The 15,419-nt window shown below is 36.4% G+C and carries 14 protein-coding genes and 1 tRNA gene; 11 read left to right on the top strand and 4 right to left on the bottom strand.

What is annotated here, in order from left to right; all coding sequences use genetic code 11:
• Positions 1–18: 18 nt before the first annotated feature.
• The 6 genes from dnaE (at position 19) to C1A40_RS08140 (ending at position 8,649) form a co-directional block, all read left to right on the top strand.
• Positions 19–4,404 carry a DNA polymerase III subunit alpha gene (dnaE, locus tag C1A40_RS08115; RefSeq protein WP_102995469.1) on the top strand — a complete coding sequence of 1,462 codons (4,386 nt, stop codon included), beginning with the start codon at positions 19–21 and terminating at the stop codon, positions 4,402–4,404.
• Between the two features lie 157 nt (positions 4,405–4,561).
• Positions 4,562–5,131 (top strand): class I SAM-dependent methyltransferase, encoded by a 570-nt coding sequence (locus C1A40_RS08120; protein WP_102995470.1) that lies wholly within the window; start codon positions 4,562–4,564, stop codon positions 5,129–5,131.
• A gap of 1,267 nt (positions 5,132–6,398) precedes the next feature.
• Positions 6,399–6,716: a thioredoxin gene (trxA, locus tag C1A40_RS08125; protein WP_067147038.1), complete on the top strand. Its 318-nt coding sequence runs from the start codon at positions 6,399–6,401 to the stop codon at positions 6,714–6,716.
• Between the two features lie 89 nt (positions 6,717–6,805).
• Positions 6,806–7,348, top strand: a complete 543-nt coding sequence (locus tag C1A40_RS08130; RefSeq protein ID WP_102995471.1) for a ClpP family protease — start codon at positions 6,806–6,808, stop codon at positions 7,346–7,348.
• Positions 7,349–7,497: 149 nt separating this feature from the next.
• A complete protein-coding gene (locus C1A40_RS08135) occupies positions 7,498–8,427 on the top strand; it encodes a DUF58 domain-containing protein (protein ID WP_102997170.1) in 930 nt (309 codons plus the stop codon).
• 148 nt (positions 8,428–8,575) lie between these two features.
• Positions 8,576–8,649: transfer RNA gene (locus C1A40_RS08140), tRNA-Asp, on the top strand.
• Between the two features lie 412 nt (positions 8,650–9,061).
• Here the strand turns inward: C1A40_RS08140 and C1A40_RS08145 are convergent.
• Both C1A40_RS08145 and C1A40_RS08150 read right to left on the bottom strand, forming a co-directional pair.
• Positions 9,062–10,006: an ISAon1 family transposase gene (locus C1A40_RS08145; RefSeq protein WP_479685330.1), complete on the bottom strand. Its 945-nt coding sequence runs from the start codon at positions 10,004–10,006 to the stop codon at positions 9,062–9,064.
• Between the two features lie 31 nt (positions 10,007–10,037).
• The gene (locus tag C1A40_RS08150; protein WP_102995473.1) at positions 10,038–10,388 is read right to left on the bottom strand and encodes an ISAon1 family transposase N-terminal region protein; all 351 of its coding nucleotides are present in this window, start codon (positions 10,386–10,388) and stop codon (positions 10,038–10,040) included.
• Positions 10,389–10,487: 99 nt separating this feature from the next.
• On the opposite strand from C1A40_RS08150, the gene C1A40_RS18775 reads away from it, so the two are divergent.
• Together C1A40_RS18775 and C1A40_RS08160 are read left to right on the top strand one after the other, a co-directional pair.
• Positions 10,488–10,718 carry an ISAon1 family transposase N-terminal region protein gene (locus C1A40_RS18775; RefSeq protein WP_422395606.1) on the top strand — a complete coding sequence of 77 codons (231 nt, stop codon included), beginning with the start codon at positions 10,488–10,490 and terminating at the stop codon, positions 10,716–10,718.
• Between the two features lie 52 nt (positions 10,719–10,770).
• Positions 10,771–11,691, top strand: coding sequence for an ISAon1 family transposase (locus C1A40_RS08160; RefSeq protein WP_277871404.1), 921 nt, complete (start codon positions 10,771–10,773; stop codon positions 11,689–11,691).
• A gap of 2 nt (positions 11,692–11,693) precedes the next feature.
• On the opposite strand, the gene C1A40_RS08165 is transcribed toward C1A40_RS08160, so the two are convergent.
• Complete coding sequence (locus tag C1A40_RS08165) at positions 11,694–12,551, bottom strand: BamA/TamA family outer membrane protein (protein ID WP_102995474.1); 858 nt, start codon at positions 12,549–12,551, stop codon at positions 11,694–11,696.
• A gap of 220 nt (positions 12,552–12,771) precedes the next feature.
• Between C1A40_RS08165 and C1A40_RS08170 the strand changes: the two genes are divergently transcribed.
• The 3 genes from C1A40_RS08170 to C1A40_RS18145 all read left to right on the top strand — a co-directional run bounded on the left by C1A40_RS08170 (position 12,772) and on the right by C1A40_RS18145 (position 14,679).
• On the top strand, positions 12,772–13,137 hold the full coding sequence (locus C1A40_RS08170) for a PKD domain-containing protein (protein ID WP_102995475.1): 366 nt from the start codon (positions 12,772–12,774) through the stop codon (positions 13,135–13,137).
• 101 nt (positions 13,138–13,238) lie between these two features.
• On the top strand, positions 13,239–14,240 hold the full coding sequence (locus tag C1A40_RS08175) for a LacI family DNA-binding transcriptional regulator (protein WP_102995476.1): 1,002 nt from the start codon (positions 13,239–13,241) through the stop codon (positions 14,238–14,240).
• Between the two features lie 292 nt (positions 14,241–14,532).
• Positions 14,533–14,679, top strand: a complete 147-nt coding sequence (locus tag C1A40_RS18145; RefSeq protein WP_158651319.1) for a hypothetical protein — start codon at positions 14,533–14,535, stop codon at positions 14,677–14,679.
• A gap of 85 nt (positions 14,680–14,764) precedes the next feature.
• Here the strand turns inward: C1A40_RS18145 and C1A40_RS08180 are convergent, their stop codons facing one another.
• Complete coding sequence (locus tag C1A40_RS08180) at positions 14,765–15,391, bottom strand: IS256 family transposase, variant Zn-binding type (protein ID WP_102995477.1); 627 nt, start codon at positions 15,389–15,391, stop codon at positions 14,765–14,767.
• Positions 15,392–15,419 lie beyond the last annotated feature (28 nt).

Genomic DNA, 15,419 nt, shown 5'->3' on the forward strand with positions numbered 1-15,419 from the left:
AACGCTTAAACTTCAAAAATGTACTTAATTTTCGATACAGAAACCACAGGATTGCCTAAACGCTGGGACGCACCCATAACCGATGTAGATAATTGGCCAAGGTGTATTCAAATCGCATGGCAGTTGCATGACGAGATGGGACGCTGTATTGAGAGTCAGGATTACTTGGTGAAACCCGATGGTTTTAATATTCCTTATGATGCCGAGAAAATTCACGGTATTTCTACCGAATTGGCCGAAGAGCAAGGCGTATCTTTAGCTGAGGTTTTAGAGAAATTTAATGAGGCCCTAGCAAAAACAAAATTTGTAGTCGGACAAAATGTGAAGTTCGATTTAAATATTATGGGCGCCGAATTTGTGCGTGAGGCTGTTGAAAATAACTTGCAAGAACTCCCTGTTTTAGATACTTGTACCGAGCATACGGCCGAACTTTGTAAAATCCCCGGTGGACGTTATGGGAAATTTAAACTTCCAACCCTTACCGAATTACATGAGTTTCTTTTTAACGAACCCTTTGCTGAAGCGCATAACGCGACTGCCGATGTGGAAGCCACAACCCGCTGTTTTTTAGAGCTTATTCGTTTAGAAGAATACACAAAGGAGGCGCTAGACGTTCAGCCCGATTATTTCGAGAATTATAAAAAGGCCAATCCAGAGCCAATCCAGCTTATCGGATTAAAGCATATTAACCTTAAACGGGAGAGTGCTAAAATCCAGGAACGCATCAAAAAGGCGCAAAACGTTGATGTGTCTTCCGAAGAAATCAAACAAAATATTTCTGAATTAGCCGATGTCGATTTTGTGCATCTGCATAATCACTCACAGTTTTCGGTATTACAATCAACCATGGGTGTGGCCGATATTGTTTCGGCAGCAGCAAAATACAACATGCCTGCCGTGGCTTTAACCGATCATGCTAATATGATGGGGGCTTTTCACTTTGTGAATGCGGTAAACCGACACAATAGTGGTGTTCAAGCCAAAATTAAAGAAGCCGAAGCTACGGGAGCAACCGTTACAGCCAAAGAAATTAAACCCATTATTGGTTGTGAATTTTTTGTTTGTGAAAATCATTTAGATAAAAAACGAAAAGACAATGGGTATCAAATTGTCTTACTCGCTAAAAATAAAAATGGCTATCATAACCTAGCCAAATTATCATCGCATGCCTTTGTAGATGGCTTTTATTATTTGCCTAGAATTGATAAAAAATTAATTCAGCAATATAAAGAAGATGTCATGGTGCTCACCGGAAACTTATATGGTGAGGTGCCAAGTAAAGTGCTTAATGTAGGTGAAAACCAGGCAGAAGAAGCACTTTTGTGGTGGAAAGAAGAGTTTGGCGACGATTTGTACGTCGAAATCATGCGCCACAATCAAGAGGATGAAAATCGTGTTAATCCCGTGCTTATAGAATTGGCGCGTAAACACGATATCAAATTAGTAGCTTCAAACAACACGTATTACCAAGATAAAAAAGATGCTAATGCGCACGATATTTTACTTTGTGTAAAAGATGGTGAAAAGCAGGCCACACCAATTGGTCGCGGACGCGGATACCGATTCGGATTGCCAAATCAGGAATACTATTTTAAGTCTTCCGAAGAAATGAAACAGCTTTTTAAGGATGTTCCTGAAGCGATTTCTAATGTACAGGAGGTTGCAGATAAGGTTGAGGCATACCAATTAGCACGTGATGTTTTATTACCAGCTTTTGACATTCCCGAGGAATTTAAGCATGAGGAAGATTTAGTTGATGGTGGTAAGCGTGGTGAAAATGCTTTTTTACGACATTTAACTTATGAAGGCGCTAAGAAACGTTACGGCGAACCCCTTTCGGAGGAAGTTATTGAACGTCTCGATTTCGAGTTAAGCGTTATTGAAAATACCGGGTATCCGGGGTATTTCTTAATTGTTGAAGATTTTATTCGCGAGGCCAGAAATATGGATGTTTCGGTGGGGCCAGGACGTGGTTCGGCAGCAGGGTCGGTGGTAGCCTACTGCTTGTGGATTACCAATATTGACCCCATGAAGTACGATTTGCTTTTTGAGCGTTTCTTAAATCCGGATCGTGTGAGCATGCCCGATATCGATATTGATTTCGATGATGAAGGTCGAAGCCGTGTAATGGATTATGTCATTGATAAATACGGCTCCAATCAGGTGGCACAAATTATCACTTACGGTACCATGGCTGCAAAATCGTCTATTCGAGATACGGCACGTGTACTGGATTTACCGCTTTTTGATGCCGATAGAATTGCCAAGTTGATTCCGAATATGTCTAAGCTGAATAAAATATTTGGTTTAGATGAAAAAGCATTGGCGTCTAAATTTAGAGCTGAAGAATTAGAAAAAGTAAATGAGCTTTTAAATATTGCCGACGGAAGCGATTTACAAGCTGAAACTTTAAATCTAGCCCGAACTCTTGAAGGTTCGGTTAGAAATACGGGTATACATGCCTGTGGGGTGATTATCACACCAGACGATATTACCAAGTTCGTTCCTGTGTCTCTAGCTAAGGATTCCGATTTGTATGTCACCCAGTTTGATAACTCGGTGGTGGAAGATGCGGGACTGCTAAAAATGGATTTCTTGGGACTGAAAACCTTAACCCTTATTAAGGATACGGTTAAAATTGTAAAAGCCAAGCATGGTATTGAGCTCGATCCCGATAGTTTTCCTTTAGATGATGAGAAAACCTACGAATTGTTCCAACGTGGTGAAACAGTTGGGGTGTTCCAGTACGAATCCCCTGGTATGCAAAAACACCTTCGCGATTTAAAACCTACGGTTTTTGAAGATTTAATTGCCATGAATGCCTTGTATCGTCCGGGGCCTATGGAATATATTCCGAGTTTCGTTAGAAGAAAGCATGGCGATGAAGAGATTGAGTACGATTTACCAGCCATGGAAGAGTACCTCAAGGAAACTTATGGTATTACAGTATATCAAGAGCAGGTAATGCTTCTGTCTCAAAGTCTTGCAGGATTTACAAAGGGTGAGGCCGATGTACTGCGTAAGGCGATGGGTAAAAAGCAAATTGCGGTACTTGATAAAATGAAGCCTAAGTTTATCGAGCAAGCAAGCGCCAACGGTCATGATGCTAAAATTTTAGAGAAAGTTTGGAAAGACTGGGAAGCCTTTGCGAGTTATGCCTTCAATAAATCGCACTCCACTTGTTATGCATGGATTGCTTACCAAACCGCTTATTGTAAAGCGCATTATCCTGCCGAATATATGGCGGCCGTGCTTTCTAATAATATGAATGACATTAAGCAGGTCACGTTTTTCATGGACGAATGTAAGCGTATGAAGCTTGATGTACTAGGGCCCGATGTGAATGAGAGTTACTATAAGTTTTCGGTAAATAAAGATGGGGCCGTTCGTTTTGGAATGGGAGCCATTAAAGGTGTTGGTCATGGTGCCGTGATGACTATTGTTGATAATCGTAAAGATGGGCCATATAAATCCATATTCGATTTAGCAAAACGTATAGATTTAAGAGCTGCCAATAAAAAAGCTTTTGAAAACCTAGCGTTAGCTGGCGGCTTTGATAGTTTGGCCGATACCCATCGCGCACAGTTTTTTCATGATGATGGCGATGGTATTACTTTTTTAGAAAAAGCCATTAAATACGCTCAAAAGCATAAAGAAAATGAAAACTCGGCACAAGTAAGTCTGTTTGGCGAAGCTAGTGAGGTACAAATAGCCGAACCCGAAGTGCCGCCTTGCGAGTCGTGGGGTACCATGGAGAAGCTAAGTAAGGAGCGTGAAGTGGTAGGGGTTTATATTTCTGGCCATCCTTTAGATGATTTTAAAACCGAAATGAAAACCTTCTGTAACGCGCAGGTAGGTATGTTTAACGATTTAGAAAAATATGTAAACCGCGAGTTGGTTTTTGGTGGTGTGGTAACCGATGTGCAGCATCGTGTGAGCAAGCAAGGTAAAGGATGGGCTTTATTTACTATTGAAGATTACTACGATAGTTTTGAGTTTAGAATTTTTGGCGAGGAGTATTTAAAGTTCAGACACTTTTTTATGCCTAATAATTTTGTGTTTGTAAAGGCTTTTATTCGTGAAGGTTGGGTGAATAAAGACACAGGGAAGAAAGGCGATCCGAGGTTGCAGTTTAACAGCTTTCAGTTGCTTCATGATGTCATGGAGAATTACGCTAAGAAGCTTTCTATTCAGGTGGATATTAATGATCTTGACGATAAAAAGGTGATGGATTTAAAGGAGCTAATTCAAATGCACCCAGGAAATCAATCGCTTAATTTTGATGTTTACGATACTAAAGAAAAGGTGAAAATATCCATGCCTAGTAGAATGCAAAAAGTAAGAGTGAGTCAGGAGTTGATTTCCGAACTGGAATCTCGATTTATAAGGTTTAAATTAAACTAATTCCTGCGGAGGCAGGAATCTCATATCATGAATATGAAAAAGATATTTCGTAGTTGAATTATTGCTTACTAAGTTGTGTTGATGATGTGGTTTTAATATGTTTGATATAACTTAGTTGTGGTGCATTGCAAGAACTAGATATTTAGAATTTTAAAACATGAATGACAATTATTACAAGACTAAAGAATCCGTTGAAGAATATATCAAATTAGCTAAAGATGTTGATGGTAGGCAACTGATTGAGAAGTTAAATGATTACTTGCCATCAAATTCATTGTTGCTTGAGATTGGTTCTGGACCTGGAACTGATTTTCAAATATTGAAGAAAGATTATAGAGTTGTTGGTTCCGATTATTCAACGGAATTTCTGAATCGATTAATTAGCCTTAACGTAAAAGACGAATTTTTAAATTTAGATGCTGTAACACTAAGAACGGATAAGAAATTTGATGGAATATATTCAAATAAAGTCCTACAACATTTAATAGACGAAGAATTAAAGAAATCTATTCTAAGACAAGTTGATTTATTGAATTCTAATGGAATAATTTGCCATTCATTTTGGAAAGGTGAAGGAGATGAATTATTCAAAGGATTACTTGTTAATTACCAAACAGATGAAAGCTTAAGAATTTTGTTTGAGAACTATTTTGAAATTTTGCTGCTTGAAGAATATAATGAGTTTGAAGACGGAGATTCATTATTATTAATTGGAAAGAAAAAATAACGACCCCGCTCCCGCCAGTTTGCAACTGGTGGCCATAATAAAAATCAAAACCAAGGTTTTATATAGCTATGGTTTTTTACTGCCTTTTTATGGTGAATAGAAATTATAAAGTCCAAAACATTCCTAGGCTATTATATTTTTGAGTCTTTTGGAATGGTTTATGGGTTAGATGTATTACAAGGTCAGTTTATTTTAATGTCTTTTGTGACGTATAAATTATTGGGTAAAAACCACCAGTTTGCAAACTGGCGGTAGCGGTGTTTTTTTGACACAGATTGCACTGATTTTCGTAAATTATTTTGTTAGTAGGGAAGGTTCTCGACTCCGCTCGAACACCAGTTTTATGGGCGTTTATACACGGTCTTCGAGCGGAGTCGAGAAGTTTTCTTGGTTCTAATGACGCATCGAATTAACTGAAACGAAACGCCGCGCAAAGGATAGCAGCGGCATCCTTTTTTGTATTTAAAGAGCTCGTTTTTAAATGAGTCTGGTGTTTGATTGTTAGTGCTTCCTCTAAAAAGGAACGGTTTTTAAACAAAAAAGATACAGCGGATAGCCTGGTTTATGCGCCCGCTCCCGCCAGTTTGCAACTGGTGGCCATAATAAAAATCAAAACCAAGGTTTTATATAGCTATGGTTTTTTACTGCCTTTTTATGGTGAATAGAAATTATAAAGTCCAAAACATTCCTAGGCTATTATATTTTTGAGTCTTTTGGAATGGTTTATGGGTTAGATGTATTACAAGGTCAGTTTATTTTAATGTCTTTTGTGACGTATAAATTATTGGGTAAAAACCACCAGTTTGCAAACTGGCGGTAGCGGTGTTTTTTTGACACAGATTGCACTGATTTTCGTAAATTATTTTGTTAGTAGGGAAGGTTCTCGACTCCGCTCGAACACCAGTTTTATGGGCGTTTATACACGGTCTTCGAGCGGAGTCGAGAAGTTTTTTTGGTTCTAACGACGCATCGAATTAACTGAAACGAAACGCCGCGCAAAGGATAGCAGCGGCATCCTTTTTTGTATTTAAAGAGCTCGTTTTTAAATGAGTCTGGTGTTTGATTGTTAGTGCTTCCTCTAAAAAGGATACGGTTTTTAAACAAAAAAGATACAGCGGATAGCCTGGTTTATGCGCCCAAAATCTTATAGATAGTAGGAATTGATAACGCTATAGGGAAAACAAATTGTAAGATTGTAAGCTTTCGAGTTTTTTTTGACTAATTTTGTGCTTTAACATTGAAGTAAAATAGATAAAATATAAATATTATGGCATTAGAGATTACAGATGCGACGTTTGAAGAAACGGTTTTAAAAAGTGATAAACCAGTTTTAGTTGATTTTTGGGCTGCATGGTGTGGACCTTGTAGAATGGTAGGACCAATTATCGAGCAAATTAGTGAAGAATACGACGGTAAAGCTGTTGTAGGAAAGCTAGATGTAGATGCTAACCAGGAATTTGCAGCCAAATATGGTGTTCGTAATATTCCAACAGTATTAGTTTTTCAAAACGGAGAAGTTGTTGGAAGACAAGTTGGTGTAGCGCCTAAAACGGCATATACTGAAGCTATCGACGCGCTTCTATAGTTTATAAGTCTATATTAATAAAAGAAAAGAGAAAAGGTTTGCCGTAATGGTAAACCTTTTTTTATTTTTAGAACAAAATTAAAATCAAAATGAGCGATAAAATAAAAGTACAAGATGCTATTGATAGCAAATTTATAGAACAACGTAAAGTGTTTTTATGGGGACAAGTTGATGATAAATCGGCAAAACATGTGATTGATCGATTGATGTATTTAGATAGTTTAGGAACTGAAGATATTGAGCTGTATATTAACAGTCCTGGTGGTTATGTGACTTCGGGTTTCGCTATTTACGATTGCATTAAGGCGTTAAATAGTGAGGTGTCTACCATATGTACGGGGTTTGCTGCGTCGATGGGTTCTATTATTTTATCGGCAGGAGCAAAAGGGAAACGTTTTATTCAGCCTCATGCTCGTGTGATGATTCATCAGCCTAGTGGAGGTGCTCGTGGTCAGGCCAGTGATATTGAAATTACGGCTAAAGAAATTATTATCACTAAGGAGTTAAGTGCTAAAATTTTAGCAGACAATTGTGGTCAAGATTACGAGAAAGTCATGAAAGACTTTAATCGCGACCACTGGATGAGTGCCGAAGAATCGGTGGCTTATGGCATCGTTGATGGGGTGAAGTAAAGTCAGGCCCCCTAACCCCAAAAGGGGAACTTTTACTCATTCCTAATAAAATATTGAGAATATCAGATTAAATTATAGAACTAAAATTTAATACACCGATTCCCATTTGAGTGTTCCTCCCCTTCGGGGAGGCTAGGTGGGGCTCTTTCATTATGCTACAAAACGAACTTAACAAAGCGGAAGGTTTTAAAAACCTCGAACTTCTTGCAAAACAAGTGGTCGAGGGCTTTATTGCGGGTATGCATAAGAGTCCGTTTCATGGCTTTTCGGCAGAATTTGCCGAACATAAAATTTACAATCAAGGCGAAAGTACCCGTCATATCGATTGGAAGTTGTTTGCAAAAACCGAAAAACTATACACGAAGCGCTACGACGATGAAACCAACTTGCGTTGCCATATGATTATAGATAATAGCAGTTCGATGCATTATCCTAAAAGGCAGACTTTCTGCATAGATCATTTGAATAAAATAGGATTTTCGGTGTTAGCAGCTGCTGCGCTGATGCACATATTAAAGAAGCAACGTGATGCTGTAGGATTGAGTGTGTATAGCGATCAGTACGATTATTACGCACCAGAAAAGGGGAGTGAGCGACACCATCAAATGTTATTAAGTGCTTTGAGTGAGGTGGCTATTTCCAATTCGGAAAAGAAACAAACGGATACCTATAAGTATTTGCATGAAATCGCAGAGAAAATCCATAAACGCTCCATGATTTTTTTGTTTACGGATATGTTTCAAGCTTCGGAAGATGATTCTAAAATGTTTGAAGCCTTACGTCATTTAAAATATAACAAGCATGAAGTGGTGTTATTTCATGTTATGGATAAAAAGAAGGAGTTGGAATTTAATTTTAGCAATACACCAAAACGGTTTGTAGATGTTGAAACGGGGGAATATATTAACTTATATGCCGATGCCGTTAAGGAAAGTTATCGGGATACCGTAAAAAAGTATTTTACTAACTTACGTTTGAAATGCGGACAGTATAAAATAAAGTATGTGGAGGCCGATATTAACGCCGATTTTAATCAGATACTAACAACGTATTTAATCGAGCGTCAAAAATTCACTTAAAAGGGCTTTTTTTATTAAATAAAATATATTTATTAAATAGTTGATTTTCAGGGGCTATTAAAATAAATGAAAATTTTTATAAAAAAAACTCAAAAAACGTTTGTGAAATTTAAAAAGGCGTGTATCTTTGCACTCGCAATAAAGCAACGGTCTGGTAGTTCAGTTGGTTAGAATGTCGCCCTGTCACGGCGAAGGTCGCGGGTTCGAGTCCCGTCCAGACCGCTAAAATTGCAAAAAGAAAGCTCTGAGAAATTAGGGCTTTTTTTGGCAATTATAATGAGGTTGTGTTGTTCACGCTATAAGCGTGATGTAGTTTACCAAAGTTATTTTGGTATTCCAATGGAAAGCTTTCCTTTTTTCCTTAAGTCCTGATGACTATCAGGATCTAGAAAATGGGGATGCTTTTTTGTTTTAGGGCGGTTTGTGCTTGATCCTAGAAAGCTCGTAAAAAGGGATCAAGCACAAAAGTTGGGGAGTATTTAAAAAAAGAAGATCTTTGAATAAAAATTTTTAATGTCATCAGATTCATTATTAGCCATAGCCAATTTATTACTTCCAGAAATACTTATGAAGTATTTTGATTTGGACAAGCACGAAATTAAAGGAGAAGCGGATCAGTCCTAAAAGTTGGGGACTAGGCATAAATTTGTGCTAATCTAAAGAGGAAGAATTCCTTATTTCTCACACCTCTAAGTTGTTGTCTAAAGGCTTTGATCTTTGCATTAAAAGATTCAGCGGCCGCATTGGTACTTCTGTTGTCAAAATAGTTTAATATTCCCCTGTAATTTAGGGAGATTGTGTTCATAACAACTCTAAAGCTTTTAAAGCCACTATTTTCAATTTGATTGTACCAAAGTGCCAATTTAGTCATTGCTATATTTTTGTCTGTACAAGTATTATAAATTACTCTTAGCTGGTTTGACAAGTCATAAGCTTCCTTTATCATAGGGTATTGCATGAATAAAATTCCTGCCCTTTCCTTTTGGGAACTAGTCCATTTGTCAGGACTTTTGAATAGAAGATACCTACTTCGTGCTAGCAGTTGTTTGCGCGTATCCCCGTTACTAAATACTTCTGCTAGATACTGGTAGTTATTATTTTTAGCTGTCTTGATAGCCTCATTTTCTAGTTCTAGAGCTTGCCAGCGGTATTTTACTCTAATGTCTTGTACAGCATCAGAAGCTAGTTGTTGTACATGAAAGCGATCAATGACTTGCACGGCTCTTGGGAAGCTCTTCTTTGCAATTAGTTTCATGCTACCGGCCATATCTAAGGTTATTTCTTCTACCAACCTCCGCTTGCCTTCAGGTATCTTTTTAAGATATTTAATAACCTCTTCGGCCTTAGTTCCTGAAATAATAGCTACAATAGAACCTGCTCTACCTTTGGCTTTTTTATTGGTTACTACGGTGTATAACTCTCCTTGTGAAAGTGCTATTTCATCTATAGATAATCGTTTGCCAATATTTTGAGGGTAGACTAACCATTTGGAGGATCGCTCAAGGTATTCCCAATCTTTAAATTCACTTAAATAATCTCGATATTGGCGCTGTAGCTTTTTACCATCTAAACCATACAAATTAGCTATAGTTTGCGTGCTAGTATTGTTATTATCGATTAATTTCTTTTAAAAAAGCGGCAAACTCGGTGGTCATACGAGTGCCTTTTTCTACATTATTCCAGTCTCTTTGCAGGGTTTCTTTTGTGTCTACATCACGCCATCTGCGGCGCTTTAAATGCAGATAAACTAGTTTCCCTCTAAGTGGAAAATCCTCGATAATTATTTCTTTATGAAAACCTTTAGATTCTACTTTACGTGTTTTAAAACTATTTGGGACAATGTTCTTCTCTTCGAAATACAACCGAAGTTTATCTTCTGTTGAAGAACTACTTTTAAAACTAAAATGAGCTACCAGAAAATCAGGTAGTAATAAGGATAATAAATCTTTAGAAATTTCCACGGAATTTAATTTTTTCCAAAGATAAAATTATTTTTACTCCCCAACTTTTGCTCTTGATCCGGAGAAGCACTACATTTTTATTTTACAGAACTAAACACGATTCCCGAAGAATTTAATGGAACTAAACTTCATTCCAAAGGCTTCTTTTCTGAGGCTACCGTTCAAGACTTCCCTATACGAGGTAAAAATGTTTACCTTCATATAAAACGCCGCAGATGGCTGAATAAGCAAACCAATGAAGTGGTTCATAGAGATTGGAATTTAGTAGCACAGGGAACACGGATGACCGCCGAGTTTGCTGATTTTTTAAAAGAAATTAGTCCATACTAAAGCTACGGATTGCCACACCATTGGATTTTTCTACGGTGTTAACGGCAAGAAACTGCAACGCCAGTACAAAGATCACTTAAGTGATTTTAAATCTTGGGATCAAAAAGCCCATGCAAAAGATTGGCTATTGTACCCTGAGAATCTAGGAAGCTACCTATCGCTTGACGAAACCGCTTTTTGCAATGGCGAACTCTACACCATCTTAACCAATAAAGATGCCAAAGGAAAGAAAGGCTCTATAGTAGCTATAGTTAAAGGAACTAAAGCTGAAACAGTGATAAAAATACTTCATGAAATTCCTTTAAAACAAAGAAATAAAGTTAAAGAAGTGACTCTGGATATGGCAGGAAACATGGGACTCATTGTTAAAAAATCATTCCCCAATGCCTGCTTAGTTATAGACCGTTTTCATGTGCAGAAATTAGCATTGGACGCTTTGCAAGAAATAAGAATAAAACACAGGTGGGAAGCCATCGATTTTGAAAATGATGCCATAGAAGACGCTAGAAGTAAATCTTTAAAATACACACCTGAAATACTTCCAAACGGAGATACATTAAAACAACTACTGGCAAGAGGAAGATATTTACTCTATAAGCCAAGCAATAAGTGGACTGAAAACCAAGCTAAAAGATCAGTGATACTATTTAAACACTATCCTGATATAGAAAAAGCATACAAACTATGCCAGAACTTATCTTGGATTTTTAACAATACTCAGGATAAAACTTCCGCATTAACACGATTAGCTAAATGGGATGAAAAAGTTAGACAAGCAGCCTTTAAAAGCTTTAATACTATATCCAGAACCATGTCTGTTCACTATCAAAACATTCTAAACTATTTTGATAATAGAAGTACCAACGCTTCAGCAGAAGCTTTCAATGCTAAAATTAAGGCTTTTAGAGCACAGTTCAGAGGCGTGAGAAACGTAAAATTCTTCCTCTATAGATTAACTACTATTTTTGCTTAATTCTAAAATCCCCCAACTTTTGCTCTTGATCCGTAAAAAGGCGTGTTGCCAGGGGTGTTGCTCGTAGTGGCTTGAATGGCTATGATGTGGTTTAGCCACGGATTAAAATATTTTCTGGCATCAATTTCATATTTAGAAAATTGGTAGGTACTTCCTAAAAATTTTGGGTTGGTTAAAATGTAAGTCATTACATAGGTCCCTTGTTGCGGGTTGTACCTGTTGTCGCGGCTATCATAAGAAAAAGCTAATCCTGTACCTAAGGCAATACCTCCGTCTAAGCCTGTAACTTTGTCTCGGATTAAAAAACTATCTGGTTCGGTTTCAATATTAAAATAACTAGAAAAATTAATAGGTACCCCAACGTAGAAGTATTTGTTGAAACGAAACATGTAGGTAGAAAAAAACTTGATGCTTTCCAGTTGGATTTCTTCTACATCCTCTCTTTTAACGTTATTACCAATTCCAAAAATATAATCGGGCTGTTTTTTATAATTTATGTAGGCCTCTACAACACGATTGTTTTCTTTAAAGATAAGTTCTGTGGAAATGGAAGCGTTAATTTGACCCCTAGAGGATAAGGTGAACAATTCTGATAGTTTGGAAGGTTTCGAAATCGTATCCTTTTGGGATAGTTGTAAAATGTTAAATTTGGTTAATCCATAAATATTACCAGCTTCTGGAAGATGAGAATAAATAGGTACAGGGAATTTCTTAAAAAAGGCTTCAGCTTTTTTATTGAATTGGTCAAACTTTGACTCGTGTTTAGTGCTATCCGTTTTCTTTCTATGAATTGTGGAGTCATGCTGTGCGATAATAGAGATCGAACAAATGAGCAGTGATAGAAAAATATGCCTTTTCATAAGCATTTTAAATTGACCAAGTAGTAAGGGGTATTTATATAGCTTTGGCGAAGGTAGGTTTATTTTTTATTAATAGAAATGCTTAATAAAGCAATGTGCTGTTCTTTTGGCATACAAATATTATTTTTTTGAGGTTTTGGTGAAAATGTGCTATTGTTATTTTTTATCTTATGTTTAAAAGGAAAGCTTTTCCTATGTTGAATTTTTAAAGTGTATTTGAATGAAAAAAGTATATCATGTTTTATTTATTTTAGGTCTTTTTATGGGTTTTAACTCATGCGGATCTGATGATGCTGAAAATGCTATTGATTGCCTTTTTGAACCCGTAAATTTCAATGTAAATCATGTGATATCACCCAAAAACTCAAAGGAAGTGTCTTTTATCTTGTTGTATACTGGTGAACATAATTTAGATGAAGAGGTCACATGGAATTTTGGAGATGGTACTACTCTGAAAATTTCAGGAACTAGGGCGACGCATACTTATTCTGATGCAGGATCGTATAAGGTGGTGGTAAAACCTACTGTTAGAAACGGAGATGCCTTTTGTTCTCCAAGTGTAGATAGGAATATTAATGTAGAGTAGTTCAGGTTTTTAGTACATGTGAATTTTTCTAAAAAAATAAATCATGAGTAGCAATGAGTAATTTTGTACATTGCATGAGTTATACAATTTTATAATCATTTATGGTGACATTAAAACAATTGGCTAAAGAGCTAAATGTATCGATTTCTACAGTTTCAAAAGCCCTAAATAATAGCACCGAGATAGGTGGCGAAACCGTAAAACGTGTTAAAGAACTCGCCGAATTATATAACTATAAACCCAACAAGGTTGCTTTAAGTTTAAAACAGAATAAAACCAAAACTATTGGTGTTATAATTCCTAATATTCTGAATCATTTTTTGGCTAAAGTTCTTTTCGGAATCGAACGAGAGGCGACTAAACACGGTTATAATATCATTACTTGTATTTCTAATGAATCTTTAGCTCAGGAAAAGGAAAGCTTACAATTACTGGCCAGCGGAAGTGTTGATGGATTTATCTTGTCCATGGCCGAAGAAACGCAAATTAAAGGTGAGGTTGAGCATTTCAAAAGAACCATTAGTCAGGGGTTACCTGTGGTCATGTTTGATCGCGTTGCTCACGATGTGATGTGCGATAAAGTGATTGTAGATGATTTTGAATCCACCTATAATGCTACAAAAACCTTATTAGCCGAAAACCGGAAAACTATAGGTTTTATTAGTAACATCAACGATTTAAGTGTTGGGAAACTTCGAGAACGCGGTTATAATAAAGCGATTTTAGAAGCCGGTATGGAGGCACTGGTTTTAAAACTTAAGAAAAAAGATGATCAGCAGAAAAAGATTAAGAGTTTTTTCAAGAAAAATGGTCAGCTAGATGGTATTATTGCTGCCGATAGTTCTTCGGGAATAATTGGCTTAAATATGGCTGTGAATTTTGGTTTAAAAGTACCAAAGGATATCTCTGTAATTGGTTTTGCTAGTAAGTCCGATTCTTATCATACCTTACCCAGATTAACGACCATTCGTCAGCATGCTAAAATTATCGGATCTAAGGCAGCAGAACTTCTAATAACCAGGCTTCAACAAACGCCAAGGGATGAGAATTTTCGCACTAAAATAGTGAAAACGAGCCTCATAAAAAATAAATCTACACTTTAGTTTGTTAAAATTTCGGGTATTTCAGCGATTATAGGTTCCTTTTTTAGGGGGGCTTTATAATTTTAAATATTTGTAATTATATTAGAATGCTGAATGGTTAAAAAATTGCTTCTTTATTTCCTGTAAAAAATCATTCATGGCTATTTCTGGCCATTTTTCTCTCAATATCCATACGCTAATGGTCGTGCATTTAAGTGCGATTTCATATGTTTTGTTTAGTTGATTTTTACGGTCTAAAATTCAAAATACATCAATTTTTTAAAATAATATTTAACCTGAAAAACTCAAAAAAATGAAAATTCTTAAAATCACCTTATTAGTAGCAGTCTTTATCACTTTATTCACTTCTTGTACTAAAGAAGATTTACATGAAGATGATATGTTGATAGACGAAACTTCAACGACATTAATCACAAGCGGAAATGTAGTTGAACGCTAATAAAAAATAAATTTCTCAAATCAAATAACAATTAAAAAAACGTAAAAATGAGGCCTAATAGACAAAATGGTTGGTCTTTTAACGCCTATTCTTGTACGTCTATTTTTGCTTTTAAAAACTCATTAATAAATTTGATTTTTCTTTGTTTGGTTAATCCGTTATGATTTCTGAGTTTGTTTTTTAAATCAGAAAAATGCCCATCAATCATATTGGTTGTATTAGGAATATTTAAATCGTAATTATCATACCATGTAAATAACCATGTCATATTCGTATTAAGACTTCTATACGCACTCCTAAGTCGTTTATGGGTAAAATGACTCTTGCCTGTTTCATTATTAATAGTTCGCTCATTTAAAAAGCTTTCCCACTTAATAAACCACATATTTAATCCTCCTTCGAAAGATTCTTTATCTGTATTTTTGAGCATAGCTACATGCGTTTTTAATTCAATTGAAGCAAGCATTTTCGGGTTCTTAGTTATATATCTTCTTATTGCAGCAACTTGATGAAATTGACAGAGCTGGACAGGTATTCCTTTAAACGTACCAACCAAGCCTTTTCTACCATCACATACAATAGCAACAATCTCAAAACCTTTAGATTTTAGCTCATTAATCCCCTTTATATACAAAGCGTTAGTTTCTGATTTGACGTAATACCTGGCTATTTCGGAGTGACCATGCCACGTATTTCGGTCAAACCGTGCCACTTTAAGAGATCATACAATAATAGTTAAA

It is taken from the genome of Tamlana carrageenivorans, assembly GCF_002893765.1.
GTDB lineage: Bacteria > Bacteroidota > Bacteroidia > Flavobacteriales > Flavobacteriaceae > Pseudotamlana > Pseudotamlana carrageenivorans.